Source organism: Williamsia muralis NBRC 105860 (assembly GCF_001598915.1).
Classification (GTDB): Bacteria; Actinomycetota; Actinomycetes; order Mycobacteriales; family Mycobacteriaceae; genus Williamsia; species Williamsia muralis.
On sequence record NZ_BDAP01000002.1, the window covers coordinates 553059 to 572626 of the forward strand.

20 protein-coding genes are annotated in these 19568 nt (G+C 62.5%); 11 read left to right on the top strand and 9 right to left on the bottom strand.

What is annotated here, in order from left to right; translation table 11 throughout:
* Window positions 1-5: 5 nt before the first annotated feature.
* Window positions 6-1010, top strand: a complete 1005-nt coding sequence (locus WIMU1_RS09460) for a phosphotransferase family protein (protein WP_174548727.1) — start codon at window positions 6-8, stop codon at window positions 1008-1010.
* Window positions 1011-1022: 12 nt separating this feature from the next.
* Complete coding sequence (locus WIMU1_RS09465; protein ID WP_062796691.1) at window positions 1023-1763, top strand: SDR family NAD(P)-dependent oxidoreductase; 741 nt, start codon at window positions 1023-1025, stop codon at window positions 1761-1763.
* Window positions 1764-1804: 41 nt separating this feature from the next.
* On the opposite strand, the gene WIMU1_RS09470 is transcribed toward WIMU1_RS09465, so the two are convergent.
* Complete coding sequence (locus tag WIMU1_RS09470; RefSeq protein ID WP_147431360.1) at window positions 1805-2449, bottom strand: DUF4352 domain-containing protein; 645 nt, start codon at window positions 2447-2449, stop codon at window positions 1805-1807.
* Window positions 2450-2698: 249 nt separating this feature from the next.
* On the opposite strand from WIMU1_RS09470, the gene WIMU1_RS09475 reads away from it, so the two are divergent.
* From WIMU1_RS09475 to WIMU1_RS09490, 4 genes are all read left to right on the top strand, one after another.
* A complete protein-coding gene (locus WIMU1_RS09475) occupies window positions 2699-3343 on the top strand; it encodes a VOC family protein (RefSeq protein WP_084248126.1) in 645 nt (214 codons plus the stop codon).
* A 31-nt stretch (window positions 3344-3374) separates the two neighbouring features.
* On the top strand, window positions 3375-4301 hold the full coding sequence (locus tag WIMU1_RS09480; RefSeq protein ID WP_062796697.1) for a fumarylacetoacetate hydrolase family protein: 927 nt from the start codon (window positions 3375-3377) through the stop codon (window positions 4299-4301).
* Window positions 4302-4490: 189 nt separating this feature from the next.
* Window positions 4491-4841: a DoxX family protein gene (locus WIMU1_RS09485; protein WP_158599240.1), complete on the top strand. Its 351-nt coding sequence runs from the start codon at window positions 4491-4493 to the stop codon at window positions 4839-4841.
* Between the two features lie 74 nt (window positions 4842-4915).
* On the top strand, window positions 4916-5722 hold the full coding sequence (locus WIMU1_RS09490; RefSeq protein ID WP_062796701.1) for an SDR family oxidoreductase: 807 nt from the start codon (window positions 4916-4918) through the stop codon (window positions 5720-5722).
* A 105-nt stretch (window positions 5723-5827) separates the two neighbouring features.
* Here the strand turns inward: WIMU1_RS09490 and WIMU1_RS09495 are convergent, their stop codons facing one another.
* Entirely contained in the window at window positions 5828-8149 is a 2322-nt protein-coding gene (locus WIMU1_RS09495) for a thiamine pyrophosphate-binding protein (RefSeq protein ID WP_062796703.1), read from the bottom strand.
* Window positions 8150-8429: 280 nt separating this feature from the next.
* Here WIMU1_RS09495 and WIMU1_RS09505 point away from each other — a divergent pair, with 280 nt between their 5' ends.
* Both WIMU1_RS09505 and WIMU1_RS09510 read left to right on the top strand, forming a co-directional pair.
* Window positions 8430-8900, top strand: coding sequence for an Lrp/AsnC family transcriptional regulator (locus WIMU1_RS09505; protein WP_062796707.1), 471 nt, complete (start codon window positions 8430-8432; stop codon window positions 8898-8900).
* Window positions 8901-9101: 201 nt separating this feature from the next.
* Window positions 9102-9773 (top strand): 1-acyl-sn-glycerol-3-phosphate acyltransferase, encoded by a 672-nt coding sequence (locus WIMU1_RS09510; RefSeq protein ID WP_255283875.1) that lies wholly within the window; start codon window positions 9102-9104, stop codon window positions 9771-9773.
* Between the two features lie 69 nt (window positions 9774-9842).
* On the opposite strand, the gene WIMU1_RS09515 is transcribed toward WIMU1_RS09510, so the two are convergent.
* From WIMU1_RS09515 to WIMU1_RS09540, 6 genes are all read right to left on the bottom strand, one after another.
* Complete coding sequence (locus tag WIMU1_RS09515; RefSeq protein WP_158599241.1) at window positions 9843-10490, bottom strand: TetR/AcrR family transcriptional regulator; 648 nt, start codon at window positions 10488-10490, stop codon at window positions 9843-9845.
* 230 nt (window positions 10491-10720) lie between these two features.
* Window positions 10721-12028: a cytochrome P450 gene (locus WIMU1_RS09520; protein ID WP_062797537.1), complete on the bottom strand. Its 1308-nt coding sequence runs from the start codon at window positions 12026-12028 to the stop codon at window positions 10721-10723.
* Between the two features lie 53 nt (window positions 12029-12081).
* The gene (locus tag WIMU1_RS09525; protein ID WP_062796713.1) at window positions 12082-12516 is read right to left on the bottom strand and encodes a type II toxin-antitoxin system Rv0910 family toxin; all 435 of its coding nucleotides are present in this window, start codon (window positions 12514-12516) and stop codon (window positions 12082-12084) included.
* Window positions 12517-12592: 76 nt separating this feature from the next.
* On the bottom strand, window positions 12593-13789 hold the full coding sequence (locus WIMU1_RS09530) for an acyl-CoA dehydrogenase family protein (RefSeq protein WP_062796715.1): 1197 nt from the start codon (window positions 13787-13789) through the stop codon (window positions 12593-12595).
* 48 nt (window positions 13790-13837) lie between these two features.
* Window positions 13838-14374 carry a flavin reductase family protein gene (locus tag WIMU1_RS09535; protein ID WP_084248128.1) on the bottom strand — a complete coding sequence of 179 codons (537 nt, stop codon included), beginning with the start codon at window positions 14372-14374 and terminating at the stop codon, window positions 13838-13840.
* 524 nt (window positions 14375-14898) lie between these two features.
* The gene (locus WIMU1_RS09540; RefSeq protein ID WP_211339012.1) at window positions 14899-15426 is read right to left on the bottom strand and encodes a MarR family winged helix-turn-helix transcriptional regulator; all 528 of its coding nucleotides are present in this window, start codon (window positions 15424-15426) and stop codon (window positions 14899-14901) included.
* 90 nt (window positions 15427-15516) lie between these two features.
* Between WIMU1_RS09540 and WIMU1_RS09545 the strand changes: the two genes are divergently transcribed.
* From WIMU1_RS09545 to WIMU1_RS09555, 3 genes are all read left to right on the top strand, one after another.
* Complete coding sequence (locus WIMU1_RS09545) at window positions 15517-16164, top strand: FMN-dependent NADH-azoreductase (RefSeq protein ID WP_062796717.1); 648 nt, start codon at window positions 15517-15519, stop codon at window positions 16162-16164.
* Window positions 16165-16276: 112 nt separating this feature from the next.
* Window positions 16277-17623 (top strand): DUF6461 domain-containing protein, encoded by a 1347-nt coding sequence (locus WIMU1_RS26495; protein WP_174548716.1) that lies wholly within the window; start codon window positions 16277-16279, stop codon window positions 17621-17623.
* 322 nt (window positions 17624-17945) lie between these two features.
* Window positions 17946-19139 (top strand): hypothetical protein, encoded by a 1194-nt coding sequence (locus tag WIMU1_RS09555; protein WP_062796719.1) that lies wholly within the window; start codon window positions 17946-17948, stop codon window positions 19137-19139.
* A gap of 135 nt (window positions 19140-19274) precedes the next feature.
* Here the strand turns inward: WIMU1_RS09555 and WIMU1_RS26155 are convergent, their stop codons facing one another.
* Window positions 19275-19484, bottom strand: coding sequence for a hypothetical protein (locus tag WIMU1_RS26155; RefSeq protein WP_157366793.1), 210 nt, complete (start codon window positions 19482-19484; stop codon window positions 19275-19277).
* Window positions 19485-19568 lie beyond the last annotated feature (84 nt).

A 19568-nucleotide genomic window follows, 5' to 3' on the forward strand; every position in this document is an offset into this window, starting at 1 on the left:
CGGGCATGGACGTCCCAGCCCTACGCGCCTTCCTGGTCGACAGCGGTGTGCCGGTATCCGGCGAACTGGTGGTCGAGCTCATCAGCGGTGGCCGCTCGAATCTCACATTCACTGCGCGCGACGACAATTCGCATTGGGTGGTGCGCCGTCCCCCGACGGGCGGACTGACACCTTCTGCGCACGACATGAACCGCGAGTGGACCGTCACCCGCGCACTGCAGGACACGCCGGTGCCGGTGGCGCGCACCGTCGCTTTCGACAAAGAGGGGACTGCCCTCGGTGCGCCGCTCACCGTGGTCGAGTTCGTTGACGGCCTCGTGGTGCGCAGCGCCGATGAGCTCGACGCTCTCGACGACGCAGCCGTGGAACGCAACGTCACCGGACTCGTCGAGGCACTTGCAGACTTGCATGCCGTGGACTACCAGTCGGTCGGGCTGGGTGAGTTCGGCCGTCCCGACGGTTTTGTCGGACGGCAGGTGAAGCTGTGGGCTCGGCAGTGGGAACACGTGAAGACCCGCGAACTCGACGATGTCGCGACTTTGCATGCAGCACTCACTGAGTCGATCCCTGCGCAGACCAGCAACTCGATCGTGCACGGCGACTTCCGCGTCGACAACACCATCCTCGACGCCGGTGATCCGGGCATTGTGAAAGCCGTTGTCGACTGGGAGATGTCGACTCTGGGTGACCCGCTGACCGACGTCGCACTGATGTGCACGTACCGGGAACCGATTTTTGACGCCGTCCTGGGGATGAAGGCGGCGTGGACAAGTGATCGGTACCCCTCGCCGGACGACATCGCCCAGCGGTACGCACTGGCATCTGGTCGTGAATTGTCCGACTGGAACTTCTATCTCGCGCTCGCCAACTTCAAACTCGGAGTGATCGGCGAGGGCATCACCCACCGCGCGCTCAGCGGATCGTCATCGGGCCGGGGAGCCGAGAATGCAGCGGCCGCGACCGGCGAGTTCATGGCGGCAGGATTGCGCGCCATCAAGGGAAAGAACTAGAGGGGCACACACGTGACACATGGTGCAGAACGCAAGGTGGCGTTGGTGACCGGCGCCTCGCGCGGTATCGGCGCGGCGATCGCGACCCGATTCGCTGCGGCAGGCTGGGATCTGACGATCAGTGCCCGCAGCCTGGAACCGTTGCAGGACTTGGCCGGCCGCCTTTCCGGCGAACACGGGGTGCGTGTGGAGGTGGTCACCGCCGACATGTCCGACGAGGAGCAGTTGCAGACACTGGCCACGGGTCATCTCGACCATTTCGACAGGGTCGACGCGTTGGTCCTCAACGCGGGGATGGGGCAGAAGGGGCCGATCGGTGAATTGCCGGTTCGCCGATTCGACAAGCTTTACCAGGTCAACGTCCGCTCGGCGTACGTGTTGCTCCAGTCGTTGCTGCCGACTCTGCGCAGTACCGCCGAGACCGCTGGAGCCGCGAAAGTGGTTGCCATTGCATCGATCACCGGTGTACACCCTGAGCCTGAGCTGTCCGCATACGGTGCCACGAAGGCGGCGCTGATCTCCCTGTGCGAAACGTTCAACCTCGAGGAATCCGAGAAGGGCGTCTCGGCGACCACCATCTCGCCCGGCTACGTCAACACAGACATGTCATCGTGGACTTCGATTCCCGCTGCGGAGATGATCACCGCCGACGACGTGGCCACCATGGCGTTCGCGGTCACCGAGTTGTCGCGGTACGCGGTCCTTCCCGGTATCGTCCTCACCCGGCCCGGCACCAACCTGGGGCGTGCCTGACATCAGCGTTGAACTCGTGCGGTCGACGAGGCGCCGCATGATCAGCGTTGATCGACCCATCCGACGCGTGCTGCGGTGAAGATGAATGGCACGTCGTAGAGCACAACGTACTGGCCCGTGGACGACCTCGGAGGATTCGGGAAGCACATGTCTCCGGAGACCGTGCCACCCGGTGCAACCGGGCCGGAGTTCAGTTTGTTCGCAACCCCGCCGAACGACGGGCTGAACTTGGCGCCGTTGGGATCTTGCAGCATCCAGTCGGACACGTTGACGGTCCTGCGCATGCTGCCGTCGTTACGGATCGTCACCGTGGTGCACAGGTACGCAGCCCCGTAATCACTTGTGCTGAACAGAGAGCTCGTCGTGATGGTCATGCCATCGGAGGTCACGGGTTCACCAGCTGCGGCCACGAGGTCACCGTCGAACATGCCCAGGAAAGTCAGGTTTTCGTCATCGGAGTCGCCGTCGCGGCTCGAAGACGCGGTGCCGGAATCATTTCCACCGAAGTCGGCAACGGCGGTGACACCCCCGCCGATGAGCAGCACGACTACGCCGAGCAGAACCCACAGCCAGTTTTTCGTCTTGGGCTGAGGCGGTGGCGGATCATCCCCGGCTGAGAAGACGTCGGCGTGACCGGCGCTTGGGCGTGAGCCGTACGGATGGTTCGGTGATGGATTGGTGGACACGACCACTCCTCACTGCTTCACCAAAGGCAATACATGATTTGCAATCGGTAATCAGAGTATCGGTGACGTGGCAGCCAGTGTTACGTCCGGTTGCGACGGTTCCGCCGCTCTGGCCGATCCGCGCTAGCAAAGCAATTCGTTGACTGGCAGTCAACCAATGTCCTACTCTGAACGGGCATCGGAGTCGCAGGCGATCGCGTGCGAGCACTTACGTTCGCCGATTCCGAGTTACGTCTACGTAGGTAGGAGATGACAGTGGCTACTCGTCCTGCTCAATATGGTGTGGAAGCCGGTCGCATCGCGCCTGCTCTGATCGCGCATTGGGTAGTCAAGTCCACCAGGCGAACTGAGCTGATTAACTGGTATGGCCAGGTTTTCGGTGCACGCGTAGTCCATGACGATGGGCAGGTGACTTTTCTGACCTGGGATGATGAGTCTCATCGCCTCGCCATCGTCTCGGTTCCCTCCGTGGTCCGGTACCTGTTCCCGTTCGCCAAGCTGCGACGCAAAGTGCTTGGTCTGGACCACATCGCTTTCACCGTTCCCACCCTCGAGGGACTCCTGGAGGATTACGTCCGGCTCAAAAGGCAGGGCATCAGGCCTGTTTGGGCGATCAATCACGGGCCCACCATCTCGTTGTACTACGAGGATCCTGACGGCGTGCGTCTTGAGTTCCAGGTCGAGAACTTCCCAACGCCAGAAGAGACGGCCGAGTTCTTCTCCAGCAACGAGTTCAGCGAGAACCCGATCGGTGTGAACATCGACCCTGACTATCTGCTCAGTCAGCTCCGAAACGGCGCCACGCAGGAATCTTTGAGGCGCCGCGACGCGGGGGTCCGTCCCGGTCGCAAAATCGTCGCAAACAAGAAAACACTGAACTTCAGGACGTTGTGAGTAAACAAGAACCGGTGGAGGTCGAAGTCCGTTGAGCACAAGCGTGATACGCACAGCCGAGGATTGGTGGCGGGTCGAGGGTGAGGTCGCGACTCGCGTGGACACGGGCGCAACCACGACGGCCGAGCTGCTGGAAGACCGGCCGGCGGTAGAAGCTGCGGTCGGCGGGGACACGCCTGTCGGCACGCTAGCGCCGCTGTCACCGGTCACCGCGCCGTGCCGGGTGGTTGCTCAGTTGCTGAACTACCGGTCACACGCCATCGACGCCGGCGCCGACGTGGACAACTTGCAGCCGACCTTCTTTCGCAAATCGTCCGCATCGATCAGCGGCCCCACCGACCCGATCTGTCGACCACCCGAGGTCGGATTGCTCGACTACGAGATCGAATTGGGTCTCGTGATCGGCGCGCACGTTCCGATCAACCAGGTGGTGACCCCGGAGTCGTTGAGCGAGTTCGTGGCCGGGATCGTCGTGACCAACGACGTATCCGCCCGGGAGATACAGCTGACGAAGGTGCAGGTCTACGAGAGCAAGTCGTACCCGACATTCACCCCCGTCGGCCCACGTCTGGTGCTGCTGGAACCAGATGAGTTCGCCCGCATCCCCGAACTTCGGATGACGCTCTCAGTCAACGGCGAGGTACGACAAGATCAACTCATCGGTGACGACCTTCTCACCCCACCCGCGGCTGCGCTGACCCGGCTCGCACGCTTCCAGACATTGTCACCCGGTGACCTGCTGCTCACAGGAACACCCATCGGAACGGCCATCTCGGCGCCTCCCGCCATCGTGCAGAAGATCGGCGAACTCCTGCCCGCGACGATCAAGTGGAAATTGTTCTTCTCCCGCCAGGCACGCAACCCAAAATACCTGTCGACGGACGACGTGGTCACCGCACGTATCGCGACCGCTGACGGCGACATCGACCTCGGAACGCAAACCAATGTCATCCGGTGACCTCAGCTTTGGCACGCGGGCGGGCCGGGCTGAGCTCGTTCGGTCGTTGTAGGCGAGGCTCGACGCGCCGCCGCGACCATCGCGGTCAAGGTGCAGTTCGACGCCGCAACGCGGGCGTCAGCACTTCACGCAGCGGTACAGGAGGACGGATCGAGTGATTGTGCACCAGTGCAGAAAATGGGGTATTCGATGTCAGTGATTGTTTCGATCGCGTCGGGGTTGTTGGCAGTCGTGGTGGCGGTGACGGGCATTCTCAAAGTTGTTGGGCACAAATCTATGCGGGACAACGCCGAGCACTTCGGTTTCAGTATGCAAGCGTTCAGGTTGCTGGGCCTAGCGGAGATTGCGGGCGCAATCGGACTCATCGCGGGAAACTGGTGGACCGGACTCGGGGTGATCAGCGCCCTGGCCATCCTGCTGCTTCTGGTCGGAGCAGCCATTCTGCATCTGCACGTGGACAAGAGTGTCAAATCCGCTGCGCCAGCTGTAATGTGCGGCGCCCTCGCGGCCTTCGTCGCTGCCGGCTGGATAGTCGGCTGACCCACCGGACGCGACAAGAGCCACTGCGTCCTCGTCAGTTTTACACTTCGGGTTCCCCGATTTAGGAGATAGTTGTGAACGTCCGTACTGCTTTGGTAACCGGGGCATCCTCGGGTATTGGTCAGGCCACCGCTGAACGATTGGTCGCAGAAGGCTTTCGGGTGTACGGCACCAGCCGGAACCCCGCTGAGATCCCCGATAGCGCGCGTATCGAGGGCGTGCGTTATGTGCGGCTCGAGTTGGGAAGCGTCGACAGCGCGCAGCAGTGCATCTCAGAGGTGGGTGCGGTGGACGTGTTGATCAACAATGCCGGTGAGAGCCAGAACGGTCCGCTCGAAGATTTACCGATGGACGCGATCGAGCGCCTCTTCACCATCAATGTGCTTGCGCCGGTGCGGCTGACGCAGCTTGTGCTACCCGGGATGCGACAACGCGGATACGGGCGGGTGGTGATGGTCGGATCGATGTTGGCCAGCTTCCCGCTGGCGTACCGGTCGTCGTACGTGGCATCCAAGGCCGCATTGAAGGCCTTCTCGACGGCAGCGAGGGGTGAAGTCGCCCCGTTCGGCGTCGGATTCATCACCGTGGAGCCGGGCTCGATCAACACAGGCATCAGCGAGCGCCGCACCAAGTACATCGCCGACGACTCGGTGTATCGCCCGGCTTTCGAGAGGGTGCTCGACGCCCTCGATCGGAATGAAAAACGCGGGATTCCCGCCGAACGCGTTGCGCAGACCATAGTCTCGGCTGTTCAACATCGACGCCCGCGCTCCTTCTACGCCGTCGGAAGCCGTGCACCTCTTGCGTTTGCGGCCCGCAGGGCGCTGACCGAAGGTGGCGTCAACCGGCTCAGCAATTGGTCGCACGGCCTTCGCCGCTGATACGACTTTGGCGGGTGGGCGGTGTTACCCACCCGCTTAGTCATGAGCGAACTGCGCTCTCTGGGTGACCGGGGCAGTTGGTTCCGGGTGCGGCTGCCGGACCCTTCAGGATGCGATGTCGAGTACTGCGGCCACGATGGCATCGGAGTCGATGTGGTGATAGCGATACACATCCTCGAGGGAACCGGCCTGGCCGAAGCCCGAGACGCCCAGAGCGATGCTCTTGACGTGATTGATCGATGGTAGGAACGACATTGCGTTCGGATGTCCATCCAGGACTGTGACCATCGGGGCGGCCTTTTCCGGGGGGAACACCTGATCCAGGATCCAGGAAGGACCAGCACTTTGTCCGCGGCGGGCCTGTTTGGCCTCGAACAGCAGGCTCAGACTGGTGACGCACACGATCTCGGCGGCCGTTCCCATATCGGCGAGTCGGTCTGCCGCAACGATCGCCTCAGTGACCATGGCGCCCATGGTCACGATCGTTGCCGCCGGGTTACGTTGGGCCCGTAGCGTGTAGGCGCCCGCAAGTACGTGCGCACGGCGGCGTTCGCGGGCCGCAGGATCTGAGGGCACCTCGGCCAGAGCCTGTTCCACCGGACGAGTTGACAGCCGAAGGTACGCCGATCGTCCCTCAGGTGTACCCAACTGCGAGATGCACTTGAGCAGAATCCATTCCACGTCGATGGCGAACGCGGGCTCGTAGCTGACACATCCAGGTTGTTCGAGCCCGATTGACGGCGTCTTGATCGACTGATGGGCCCCGCCCTCGGCGGCCAGACTCACCCCGGACGGCGTACCGACCAAAATCGATTGCCCCCCAGCGTAAATCCCGTACGACCAAGGCTCCAGCGCGCGCTCAACGAAGGGGTCGTAGAGCACGCCGATCGGAAACAGGCGCTCACCCCACCGGCTCCAGGTCGTACCCAACTCCCCGATCAGGCCGACCAGGTTGGTTTCGGCGATCCCCAACTCCATGTGCTGGCCCGTCGGATTCTCCCGCCAATGCATGATGGTTTCGCCGTCGTCGTCGAACCAGTTTCGTCGCTCTGAGGGAGACCACACCCCGACCTTGTTCAGCCAGCCCGCCAGGTTCGTCGTGGAGCTGACATCAGGACTGACTGTGACCACGCGTTTGGCCACGTCCGGCGCTTCGCGTGAGAGGTCGAGCAGGGCTCGTCCCAGAGCAGCCTGGGTGGTGGATTTCGTGGCCGGAGTTCGACCGATATCAGAGGGGAATCTGAGCTCGGATGGGACGGGAACAGGTCTGCGCTGCAACCGTTTCGCCGCCTCCCGGCACACAATCCCGGCGGGTGATTGTTGGTCAAATCGGCGCCACGGGTGGGTCGGGTCTTCGCCGAGTTGCTTGGCCAGTGCGGTGAACTGGGCGGGGCTCAACAACGAGGAGTGGTTTTGGGGATGGCCTTGTGTGGGTAGCCCGTAGCCCTTGATGGTGTAGGCGATGATGACGGTTGGTCGGTTGTCGTCGATCTGGTTGTAGGCATGGCGCATCGATTCGAAGTCGTGCCCGCCCAAGTTCGCTATCGCCTGCACCAAGGTGGCGTTGTCCAATTCGCCGATGAGGCCGGCGATTGAGCCCGCCTCGGGTGAGTTGCCGGGCAGTCGAGTGCGGATCTCGTCGGCGTCACACCGCAGCAGGCGTTGGTATTCCGCGTTGGGCATCTGCAGGATGCGGGTTCGTAGTGCATCACCGCCGACACGGCTGAACAGTTCCTCTAGCAACCGGCCGAATCTGACCGTGATTACCTGCCAGCCTGCCGCGGCGAACATCGCTTCGAGCCGATTGGCGGCGATGTTGGGCACCACGCGGTCGAGAGACTGTCGGTTCATGTCGACGATCCATACGATCTCGCCGAGGGCTTCGACAGAAGGATCCAGGATTGCTTCCCACACCGCGCCTTCGTCGAGTTCGGCGTCGCCGACCAAGGAATACTGACGCCCGGTGCCCGTGGTCGCCAGGGTCGTGTCGACGTAGCGTCGAGCAATCGCTCCCCAGATCGGTGCTGTCGCACCGATTCCCACCGATCCGGTGGAATAGTCGACCGGATCGGGGTCTTTGGCTCGGCTCGGGTAGCTTTGCAGGCCACCGAACTCGCGCAGCGTGGACAGGTACTCCTCATCGAGAAGACCGAGAAGATAGTTGATGCTGTGCAGGACCGGTGAGGCGTGCGGTTTGACAGACACCCGGTCGTCGGCGCGTAGCTGCTCGAACCACAACGAGGTCATGATTGTCACCATGGACGCTGAAGATGCTTGGTGGCCACCGACCTTGAGGCCCGAAGTGTTCGGACGAACATGATTGGCGTGGTGGATGATGGCTGTCGAGGTCCAGAGCACACGCTGCGCGATCAGCGAGAGCGGATCGTCGTGGGAGCCTGCGGCGTCATTTCGGTGGTGTTCGGTCACGTCAAGGTCCTCCTGGGGACGACAGCAGTGGGGTCCCCTGACAGTGATTCGGCAGTCGAGAACAGGAGATGGTTGTTATCGACGTTGCCGAACCACTGCCAAGGCGAGCACGTGCCGCGCGGCAGCGCCATGGACCGGATTGCGGTCGTCTGCGACGGCCAGGGGTGTGCAAAACCGTCGACCAAGTCGATCACGGGGGTTAGAATTGTGCAAACATCGGCACGGCCGCTATGCACATTGCACAGCCTGTGCCTCGTCGGAGTAGGGAAACGTGGGCAATATGGCAACGACGGTGATCGCCGACGACATCGACGGCCGTCTGCTACGCGCGGTCATCAGCGATCCACGGGCTGCAGCTGTGACCTTGGCGCAGAGGGTCGGGGTATCACGCAACACCGTGCAGGCACGCCTCAACAGATGGGACAGTCAGGCCGCATTGTGGGGGTTTGATCGCCGTGTTGCGCCGGCGTTCCTCGGATATCCGCTACGGGCGTATGTCTTCACAAAGGTGAAGCAGCGACGCCTGGCGCCTGTGGCTGAGGCTCTGCGAGAAGTTCCAGAGGTCATGTCGGTCGACGGGCTCAGCGGAGGTAGCGATCTGCTCATCCAGGTGGTGGCCAGAGACGCCGATGACCTCTACCGCATCGCCGGAACCATCCTCGACATCAAGGGTGTGAAACGAACCACCACCTCGCTGGTGATGCGTGAGCTCATCGAACACCGGGTAGGCCAGCTGATCCCCGACGCGTAGACGTCGACCCCCATTCCGTCAGCCCGGTCTACCGGGCGATTGCGTCGTCGCCGACGAGGGCGCCAGGTGCCGAAAAAGCCGGTGGTGCACAGCAATCGACCTTAAGCTCTGTGGATGGACGTTGTACCGAGACATCTCGTGGGGATGACTGTCGCTATTGCGCGTCGATATCATCGAATGGAGATCGATCAGCGCTGCCACATGCCTGAAGGGCCGGTGCTGTTCGTGGCCAATCACGGGTTCGGCGGAGTGTTCGACCTCAACGTGCTGGCTTTCGCCGCGGCGTATGAACGGCTAGGTGAGCGTCGTCGAGTCTCGGTCCTCACCCATGCCATTGCCTGGAAGCTCGGTGTCGGCAAGCTGGTCAACATGTTCGATGGGATACCCGCCGACCACGACACAGCATTGCGCGCGCTGGACTCGGGTGATCACGTCCTCGTCTTCCCTGGGGGTGACGTCGACGGCTTCAAGTCATGGAGGAACCGCAACAAGATCATGTTCGAAGGCCGGACCGGCTTCGCGCGGCTGGCCATCGACGCCGATGTCCCGATTGTTCCCGTGGTCACCGCCGGCGCGGGGGAGTCGTTGTTCGTCCTGAGTAGCGGACGAAGCGCTGCACAGCGAGTTGGTCTCGACAAGGTGTTGCGGCTGAAGACCTTTCCTGTCACGGTCTCAGTGCCGTGGGGCCTCAATGCCGGGTTGGTCGGGTTACTGCCGTATCTGCCCTTGCCCACGAAGATCACAACCACCGTGCTCCCAGCGATGCGTGCTGAAAATGGAGAGACTGCCGAAGTCCTCAGCCGACGTGTTCATGCAGTGATGGATCACGAGCTCACCGCGATGACGGCCAACCGCATCCCGCTGATCGGATAGCAAAGTAGGCGGTGACCACGCGTGGTGATCAGAGGGGAACGGAACGTCGTCGACGAACGGGGGCGAGGGCTACTTCAATGAAGCCAGCGCGGCCGCGATATCCGCGCCTGGGTCGAGCACGCTCGCCGACGACAGACACGCAACGATGAGCGATTCCATCCAACCCACCAGTTGGGGGAGATCGAAATCGTCGGGATTGTTGAGCCACTGGATGCTCGCTTCATCAATCGCGCCGACCGTCACACGCCCAACGAACCGCAGTGCACGGTTGTTCTGATCGAGGCCGAGCAGCATCGCGAGCCCGCCGAGCACATCCCAACGAGCGGCCTCATAGATCTCCCACGCTTGAGGGTCCGCGCTGCGACCGCCCAGCACCAGGCGCAGAGCCAGACCTCGGTGGTCCCGTAAGTACGTCAGGTGCTGTTCGAGGGCCGACCGCAGCAGTTCGCCTGCATCGGTTCCGGTCACAGCAGCAAAAGCGGCGTTCATCTGCTCCGCCGAGGCACGTACTGCCTCGAGGTAGATGCCGCGCTTGCTCTTGAAATAGTGAAAGAGCAGGCCATGGGCAACCCCTGCCCGCTCGGCAATGTCGGCCACCGTCACCTGGTCGTAGTCGTTCTCGGCGAACACCTCGACGGCGATCGAGATCAGCCGCTGTTTTGTTTCCGCCTTCTGGGCCGCGCGCTTACCGAGTTTGACAGCTGAAGGTTGGGACACCACATACCTCCATCAGTTCTCCCTGAGCGCCAGCGTCTTCGCCTCAGTGCGGCTGTCACGTCCGCGGCGTGGCACACCATTGTTGCCCACGCCCCAGACACCACCGATCCTAACGGGACAGCGGGTGGCAACACCGCGCCATCGATAGGGCGCATCACAGACACCCCCGGGCGGCGAGCCCTGCACGTTGCGCGTACTGCCTACGTCGGCCGGTGGATCTGAGGGCCAGGTCAAACCGGTTGTCGAAGCGTTCCCGGCTCCAGATCGACGGGGAGTCTCGACCAGCCGTGCAGCACACGGGTGTCGCGTCGGATTGCGTCGCCTGCCGAGGTGATGTGGGGGAACCGGTCGAACAGGGTTTTCAGGCCTACTTCTGTCTCCGCTTTGGCCAGCGAGGCGCCGAGACAGTAGTGGCGGCCGCCTGAGAACGACAGGTGTTTGTTGGCGTTCTCGCGGGTGACGTCGAAGCGGTATGGATCGTCGAACACCTCGGGGTCGCGGTTGGCTCCGGCGAGAATGAGAACGACATGGTCGCCTTGCGCCAGAGATCGGCCTTCGAGCGTCAGATCATGTTTCGCCCTGCGGGCGGTCAGTTGTACCGGGGATTCCAGACGGAGCATCTCCTCGACCGCGTTCGGCCATAGTGCAGGATCTTGCCGCAGAATGTTGAGCTGGTCAGGGTTGTCGAGGAGGAGGCGAATGCCGTTTCCGAGCAGGTTGACAGTGGTCTCGAAGCCCGCGGCCAGAACCAGCCCCGCGGTGGCGCGAAGTTCTTCGTCGGTGAGTCCGACGCCCTCCTCGGTGGCCATGATCAGCTCGCTCATCAGATCGTCGCCAGGGTTGCGGCGCAGCTCAGCGAGGTGGTCGGCCAACCATGCGTCAAAGCGCTCCAGGCCGTCTTCGACATGCCTGAATTGATCCCAGGACAATCCGATATCGAGGCTGGGAGCTGCCTGTTCTCCGAACTCCAGAACGCGCTGACGTTCGTTGTCTGGGACGCCCAGAATGGTGCTGATCACGGCGATCGGGAGCTGCGCGCAGTACTTGCTGATGATGTCGATCTGGTCGGCGCCGGAACCGATTTCGTCCAGGAGGCTGTCTGCGTTGCCCTGCACCATCTCGCGCATCCTGGCAACCGCTCGTGGGGTGAACACCGACGAGACCAACTTCCGGTACCGGGTGTGCTCGGGTGGTTCGACCGCCAGCAGTGAGGGCGGTTTGAGCGGGTGAAGGGCAGTCGAACGGGTCCTCGTCTCGACCCACCGCAGCGGTCCTGGCAGATTGGCGCCGAGTTCCGTCACCCGAAAGTCGTCTGATCGCAGGAGGTCGTGTGCGAGGCGATGAGACACCGAGATGTAGTTGATCCGCGTTTTGACCAGTGGCCCTGAGGCTCTGATTGTTTCGAACACCTGTTGTGGATTCGCTCGGGCGACTGGATCGGCAAGCAGCATCGCCTGCACATCGCCGTCGCGCGCCGCACTGGTCAACATACGGCGCACAACGCCGTGCGCTGCAATCCACCTGAGTCGAGTCTTCATGGCTGTGACCCTTTCGCTGGCGGGCATCGTCCCGCGAACCCGTCAGCAGTGTGTTATTCGACCAATTCGCTGAGCTTGTCCAGCGACTTGTCGAGCTGTTTGCTGAACGCCTTCTGGATGATTTTTCCGAGTGGGCCGAACAGGATTGAGCTGTCGAAAATAATGTGCAGCGTTGCGTTGCAGGCATTGTCACCGTTGGGATCGACGGTGAAATCGAGCTGCACCGTCGACCCAGTGCTCCCGGACCCTTCCAGTTGCACATAACGGGGTGCGTCGTAGGCGGACGTGGTGAAGTCGATGGTGTCCACGACACCTTTGATGGTGACCACCTCCACGATTTTGGTACCAAGGCCCAGTTCTGTGGGTGGCTCGGCGCCCCACCGGGTGTGCAGCGTGTTCCATTCCTCGAATCGGGAGGGGTCAGAGATCACCGCCCAGGCCTTTTCTTGGCTGGTGCGAAGTGTTCTGGTGGTGGTGATTTCGGGCATCGCTACTCCTGGATGTCTGTGACTGACGGATGATGACGTGTCGGCCGGCGGGGAGATCCGCGCACGACGGCCTGGGTCAGATGATGGCGGTGATGTGGTCGCGTTGGCCGAGCAGTGCTTTGCCGTAGGTTTCCATCGACACCTGCGGCAGCATGACCGCATGGCGCGCACCGACGTTCGAATCGCGCCAGATACGTTGCATGGCGTTGACTTCGGCGAAGCTCCCGGCACCAGAAGCATCGAGGAGTGTGTTGATGGCGCTGTTGATGCTGCGCAACGCGACAGCGGAATCCGCGCGCATTCTGGCCCTGGCGGCAAAGTCGGGGTAGACGTTCTGCTCGGCGTAGCGCTGCACGTCAGCGGTCGCCCGGTATGCGTGAAGGTGGGCAGTATCGATCTTCGTGGCAGCATCGGCGATGAGCAGTTGAAACGCCACCGATTCCGCTTGACGTTCAATGTTGGTGTAGGCCAATGTCTTGGTGGCCGCCTTGGTCACCGCGAGGTCGAGCGCAGCGCGACCCAGGCCCAGCTGAGGCCCGACCAGCACCAGCACCAGCATCGGGCCGAACGCAGACCGGTAGAACGCAGAGTCGGGATGATCGGCCATGTACGTACCCGACATCACCGGGAGCATGGAGATCAATCGATGGTCGGGTACGAACACGTCCTCGGCGACAATGGTGTTGCTACCCGAGGCGCGCATGCCGGCGACATACCAGGTGTCCTCAACCCGAACATCGGAGCGCGGGAGCAGGATCATTGCCTGGTCTTCTTCGTCGCCGTCGTCATCGAGCACCCACACTCCACCGCCCATCCACTCGGCGTGCAAGCTCGCTGATGCGTACGGCCACTGGCCGGTGACGCGGTATCCGCCGTCGACCTTTCGAGCGGTACCTCCCGGTGAGACCACACCGCACAGAATCTTGTCCGGTCCGTCAGCGTAGATCTCGTCGACCGTCTGGCGGGGATACATACACGTCGACCACGACTGTATGTTCGATAGCGTTGTGACCCAGGAAGTTCCGCCATCGGCTTCGGCGATCAGCGCGGATAGCTCAAGCATGGACGTGAGCCCGGCTTCGAGTCCACCGTGACGTCGCGGAGCAGCTAGGCGGAATGCGCCCGCGTCTCGGAGGGCTTCGATGACCGCCGGATCCACCCGGCGTTCTCGCTCGTTGTCAGCCGAATGTTGTTTGATCAGCGGCAGAAGGTCTCTGACGCGGGCAAGCACGTCGCCAACAGAGTCGATCTGGGGTGATTGTGTTGTGGTCATGGTGTGGTCCTCCTGTGCTTCGCGGAATCGGTTGTAAGAGTGGCGGTTTTACCCGGCCAGCGTGCGGTAACGCGATCGGTGAAAGACCAGCGGTGCACATTCCGGTGCCGCCTCGAACGTCTCGATCCGGAGTACAACGATCGTGTGGTCACCTGCTGAGAATTCTTCGTAGAGGGAGCAGACGAAGGTGGCGGCCGCGTCTTCTAGGAGGACCGCACCTTCAGCGGTACGGCGAACAGGTATGCGCGCCAAACGCTGTGATGACTCGCCGCCGAACTGTACACAGACCTGTTCGTGGGTATCGCCGAGAAAACTCACCCCGACATGGGTGGCGGTCTGCAGGCCGGCCCACGTCCGTGATCCGTTCTGAACACAGAATGACAGCAGCGGTGGTTCGAGTGAAACCGACGTCAGTGAACTCACCAGCATCCCGGTGGGGTGGGGTTCGATATCGGCACATACTGCAGCAACGCCGCTGGGCAGGCATCCGAACGCGCGTCGCAAATCTGCCGCACCCTGGGTGGGAACGTCATTGTGACGGTTGGCCGATTCCTTGGGTGCGGCGGGGGTGGCGGTGGCGTCCATGGCACGACGGTATAGTTTCGTTGACTGTAAGTCAATGAAAATCTCGTCCGCTCTGGACGGTCGTTCCCGCGACTACACAAGGCAGACGCCTTGGTCTGTGTTCTGGTCAATGGCGCGGAGCAACCGCGACACGAGTACGTCGAGACGTGGTCGCAACCACCGAAACCTTCCCGGACTACAGGTGGGAGTTGCGCCGAGCAATCGTGGAGGGCGAGCGGCTCGCCGTGGGCTCAGCGAACCACGTGAATGTCATAGTCGGCCTCATTTGGACGACATCAATTGCGGCACAATTGAACTCGCCGACAATACCTCTGCGTTGTCGCACTCGACCGGCTGCCACGCCGCCTCGGTGAGGCGATGCAATGGATCGAGCGAACATCGGGTCTTGAACATGATGTGCGTTGTGGGGCTTGACCATTCGATAAGTTGACGTGGCGCCAGTGGTTCAGTCATGGGTATTGAAACTACGGATGTTGTCGGCGCTCGACGAGCGGATTGCAACGCAATCGTGCGAGCGGCACTTGTTAGTCCTGTGTCTTGTCGCTACGAGCAATCGGTGACGCCAGGACGTCGGCGAGCGCGGGGTCGACTGCAGCAGCGATCAGGCGGGCGGCCGAGCCCAGCTGTTCGAGCTGGGCGGCGTCCATGGCATCGACGACGAGCCGCCGCACCTCCTCGACGTGCGTGGGCGCAATACGCTGGAGCTCTTGCCAGCCCGTCTCGGTCATGAGTACTTCGGTTCGTCGGCCGGCGCCGCCGCACGACCGGCGCTCCACCCAGCCGGCCGCCTCGAGACGTGAGACGGCGTGCGACAGGCGGGACAGTGACCCCTTGGCTTCCATGGCCAGATCGCTCATCACGCTGACGTGTCCGGGAGCGTTCGACAACGACACCATCACGCTGTACTCGTAGAAGTTGATTCCGGCGACCTGTTTCAACTGCGTGTCGAGCTTGCCGGGCAGGGTCATCAGCACTGCGACGAGGGATGCCCAGTCGCGCTGTTGATCGGGGGATAGCCACACGTCATCCTGCGTATCCGGGGTGTCAGTCACGCGACCATTCTAGCGAACTTGAATGTTCAACAATGACGCGTATGGTTCAACTTGCACGTTCAAGTTGACAGCTCACCCAAGGAGAACCCCATGACCCTCTTCCGTCTCGACGCCAGCATCCGAGTCGAAGGATCACACAGCCGCGCAATTGCCGACATCGTCGAACAGGAGTGGATGGCGGGGCATCCCGACGACCGGATCATCCGGCGCCACGTTGGCACCGAGCCGATCCCCGCAACGACCTGGGCCACAGCTGCTTTCGCCGGCTACACCCCTGAGGATCAGCAGTCGCCCGAGCAACGCGAAGCGCTCGGTGTCGCGGCCGAACTGGCTGATGAGCTCATCGCCGCCGACGCTCTGCTGTTCGCTGTGCCGCTGTACAACTTCGGAGTGTCCCAACACTTCAAGACCTGGGTAGACACCGTCATGACCGACCCGCGCTTCAGTCCGGCAGCCGCTCCGGTTCTCGCGGGTAGGCCTGCGGTGCTCGTGACGGTCCAAGGTGGCAACTACGCGGCCGGGACACCACGCGAGGGCTGGGACCACGCGACCGGTTGGATGCGTCGCATCCTCGCCGATGTCTGGAGCCTGGACCTCGAGGTCGTCGAAACCGCGTTCACCCTCGTCGGTGAGAACCCGGCGCTCGATGAGTTCACGAATCTCGCCGCAACGCTTCGTAGCGAAGCCGAGCAGCTCGCTCGAAAGCACGGGCAGGCGCTTGGGGCCGCTCGCGTCTGAGGTCAGAGATGCTGCGCGGGCAGCGATGTCGTGGGTCAAACCCACAGTCGTGGCTACCCACGCACGTGCGAGTTCTTCAGCGGCGTCAGGTGCGGTTCGCTAGCGTGGTCTTGTGGGGGAGCAGTTGATGGTCCAGACCTTGTCGGTGTCGATGGATTATGGGTATTTCGTGTTGTGTGATGGTGGTGATCCGCCGGCCAACGACATCGAGTTGCTGCGCCGCGCGCAGGCGCATCCTCCCAGCGCGAGTGATGGACGCAGCGTTCTGATTTCGAGTCCGCACCAAAACAACTTCGACATGATCATCGAGGTGCAGGTCTGGGACGAGCGGCCGCCGGAGGACCGGGATGCCTGGCAGCAGGTGAGCGAGAACCTGCTGCGCATCGCCGGCGCGGAACTGATGTATGTGTCGCCGACGATGGGCGAAGCCTCTTGCGTCGTTCCTCCTGGCCGTTACCTTGCGGAGGTCAGTGGCCGTGGATTTGTGAACTACGGGTGGCCTGGGTCGACTCAGCCTGGCGACCAGTGGAGAGTGCGACTGTGGCCCGCCGGCAGCGATCGGCCGCGCCCGGCCCAACAGTGGCACCAGCCTGGGTACGGAACCCCGCCCCCGGTGCCCTACCCGCAGCCTGCCAGCGGCACGATCACACCGGTGGCCGATTCCCCCGGCTACATTCGCGAGGCGGGCGTCGAGGACCTCTCTGATGAGCAACGCCGCTTCCGCGAGGATTACTACCGCCGGGGCGAGACCGTTCAGGCGCGCGGCGGGGAGTTGGTCACCAAAGACGATTTCGGTTGGTGGACCGAACAATTCGGCTGGTGGGAAAACGCCGGCTACTGCATCACCCTCTTTCGCGATCTGCCGGCATCGGAGGTGCTTGCGGGACTGCGTGCTGAGCCCTGCGGCCTCTCTCACGGCATCGCTGAACTCGCCGAAACCTCCGCGCGGCTGCGGGCCGAGCAGGGTGGTCGCCAGCTTGTGGTCGGTGTGGCTGATCTGGCCGAGTGGGCCGGCTGGACCCTGATGGTCGAAGTAGGTGGCAACATCGGCGATACGCGCCGTTTGATCGGCCCCCTGTCACCGGGACGAATGATCGTCTCGAACTGGCGCAGCAGCGACGACCGTGCTCGGTTCAGTTACTGGAACGACCGAACTCTGATGTTCGGATTTGATCCCCACCATCCCAACGATCGTCACGGCGCCGACCGGGACGGGATCTGGTTCACAATGATGCAACAGATCGGATTGGACCTCGGCCAGCCTGCGGGGTCGGCGGGCACATTCGCACTGGCCGAACGCATACCCTCGATCAGCGCGTCCACACCGACCACATTCACCGACTCCACCTTCCTCCTCGGCCGGGTCACCTTGCCCGACAGTGACGACCTCTGCCACTACGACGACCGTTTAGAGGCGGGGTGGATGCATCCCTACGACTGGGATGACCACAGAGAATAAGCCAGGCAACCGGCTTCTGGTCTGTGGCGGGGTTTTCGCCGGCGGCGTAGGCTGCCGATCATGAACTCGTCGCCACGTCGAAAGAATGTCTGCGTCTAACCCCACACCGCGGAACCAGATTCCGGCCGTCTCAGACCTCGTTGGACAGATTGCACTCCAGATTGGTGCTCGCACTCTGTTGCCGTTGAACCTCGCTAACACGATCCGCGTGCAAGGGTCGTCAGTTACGGTTCCGGACACCCAACTCAAGCTCAAAATAGCCGTTCACCACGTCGCCGACCACGGCTCATTTGCGGCCGGTTCAGGACCCCAGGCGGTAACTGTGACCATCTATCCCTTCCCCGCGGGACTGACCTCCACCGAGGCAACCCGCGACAGCGCGAGCACTCTTATTCCAGACGCCGAAGCAGAAGCATGGCTCCGAGTCCTTATCGGCGACGACCTAGCCGACTACGCCTACCACCTCCACACCAACGTCCAACCCAGACGTGATCGCACCCCGGTGCACCGGCACCAAAAGATCTTCGCGTCCCTCATCGACCGGCGTGGCCGCAACATCCTCGCGCCAGACAACTTCCGATGGCAGCGCCTCAGTCACACCAGCCAGCAACTACCCCGCAAACTCGAACCATCAACGCACAACACCCAACTGATCAGACTGCTCGCCGAGTCCGGGCCGTTCACAGACGCTGAATTGGTTCGCGACCTCCGAACGAACCCCGACGGGACATGGCGAATACAACTCACCGGCGAGGACCTTGACCAACTCACTCCGGTGGCCCGCGACGCCGTCGAGCACGCCTACCAACTGTTCCGAATACGAGGCGCCATCGACACCCGACTGTGCCCCGAGCGTCTCATCGCCACCCCACACGACGTGCAACTGCACTTCAAGTGGACACGAAACCCGAACACCTTCGCCATCACCACCAACCTGCCCCAGACTGAGGCGGACCTCCGATCACCGGCCACCACCCCCGCCGCCTGGGCGTCCTATCAGGCTCTGTTCTGGATGGAAGAACTCGGCACCGGCTGGGTGCGATGGGCCCAGCGCACCCGCACGAACGACGTCATCCACCTCGGCCGCCGCCACGAGCCCGCGCGCGACGGCTACAGCCCCGGAGGACGGCTTCGGCCCCGAGTGGACAACCAAGGACTGGTGTCCATCCCGCACGGCGAGAACCTGGCCATGAACGCCACCACCAAGTTTCGGGCCGACCAACTCATCGCATGGCACCACGAGCTCGACATTCGCGACAAGCCATACGCGCTCGCGGCCCACGCGGTCATCGCCTGGACCGACACCCCAGGTGTCGCATCACTGAACATCCTCGACGCACTCCCCACCACCCCTACCCGCAGCATCCGCCGGGCAGCGTTCCACGCCATCCACGACGCCGCCGACGCCGGCGCGCGGCTCATCACCACCACTCTCACCGCACCAGTACTGGCCGAGCTCGGATTTGCCACGGATACCGATGGCCAACGCGTCCTGGATGTACTGACGATGCCCTAAAGACGCCAACCTCACCTCACCCATGCGACGCTTACACGGATCCGCGAGTGCGCCCCCGTGTAAGCCCGGGCTATGTTTCGTCACTAGTGAGAGGGATCGGCAATTCCGATCAATAACAATGGGCGCCCGAGCTTTTCATCCGTTTCGACGACGTTTGGTCACCAATCGCCAACCGCTGTTGAGCGCCAGTGCGGCCCCTACGAAACCGATCAGTGTCGGTGAAAAAACCTCGGGCTCGCCTGCGTGAGTAATGCCCCAGAACAGACCGAATGCGACGCCGCCGAGACCAATCACTAGGGCAACAAGATGGGCCGAATTGACGCGGGTGCGGCCGACGGTATGCATGCCTCCACACTCGCACGCCGCGGAGATGGTCGCTAATTAGGTTATCTCAAGTAAACGTGACGCAGCGGCGGTAGAGCCACCACG

Bases quoted from the DNA above. Each gene is read 5' to 3' on its own strand.
- WIMU1_RS09485 (WP_158599240.1), top strand. From the start codon at position 4,491: ATGTCAGTGATTGTTTCGATCGCGTCGGGGTTGTTGGCAGTCGTGGTG.
- WIMU1_RS09525 (WP_062796713.1), bottom strand. From the start codon at position 12,516: ATGCCCGAAATCACCACCACCAGAACACTTCGCACCAGCCAAGAAAAG.
- WIMU1_RS09530 (WP_062796715.1), bottom strand. From the start codon at position 13,789: ATGACCACAACACAATCACCCCAGATCGACTCTGTTGGCGACGTGCTT.
- WIMU1_RS09520 (WP_062797537.1), bottom strand. From the start codon at position 12,028: ATGAAGACTCGACTCAGGTGGATTGCAGCGCACGGCGTTGTGCGCCGT.
- WIMU1_RS09475 (WP_084248126.1), top strand. From the start codon at position 2,699: ATGACAGTGGCTACTCGTCCTGCTCAATATGGTGTGGAAGCCGGTCGC.
- WIMU1_RS09545 (WP_062796717.1), top strand. From the start codon at position 15,517: ATGACCCTCTTCCGTCTCGACGCCAGCATCCGAGTCGAAGGATCACAC.
- WIMU1_RS26155 (WP_157366793.1), bottom strand. From the start codon at position 19,484: ATGCATACCGTCGGCCGCACCCGCGTCAATTCGGCCCATCTTGTTGCC.
- WIMU1_RS09460 (WP_174548727.1), top strand. From the start codon at position 6: ATGGACGTCCCAGCCCTACGCGCCTTCCTGGTCGACAGCGGTGTGCCG.
- WIMU1_RS09535 (WP_084248128.1), bottom strand. From the start codon at position 14,374: ATGGACGCCACCGCCACCCCCGCCGCACCCAAGGAATCGGCCAACCGT.
- WIMU1_RS09510 (WP_255283875.1), top strand. From the start codon at position 9,102: ATGCCTGAAGGGCCGGTGCTGTTCGTGGCCAATCACGGGTTCGGCGGA.
- WIMU1_RS09505 (WP_062796707.1), top strand. From the start codon at position 8,430: ATGGCAACGACGGTGATCGCCGACGACATCGACGGCCGTCTGCTACGC.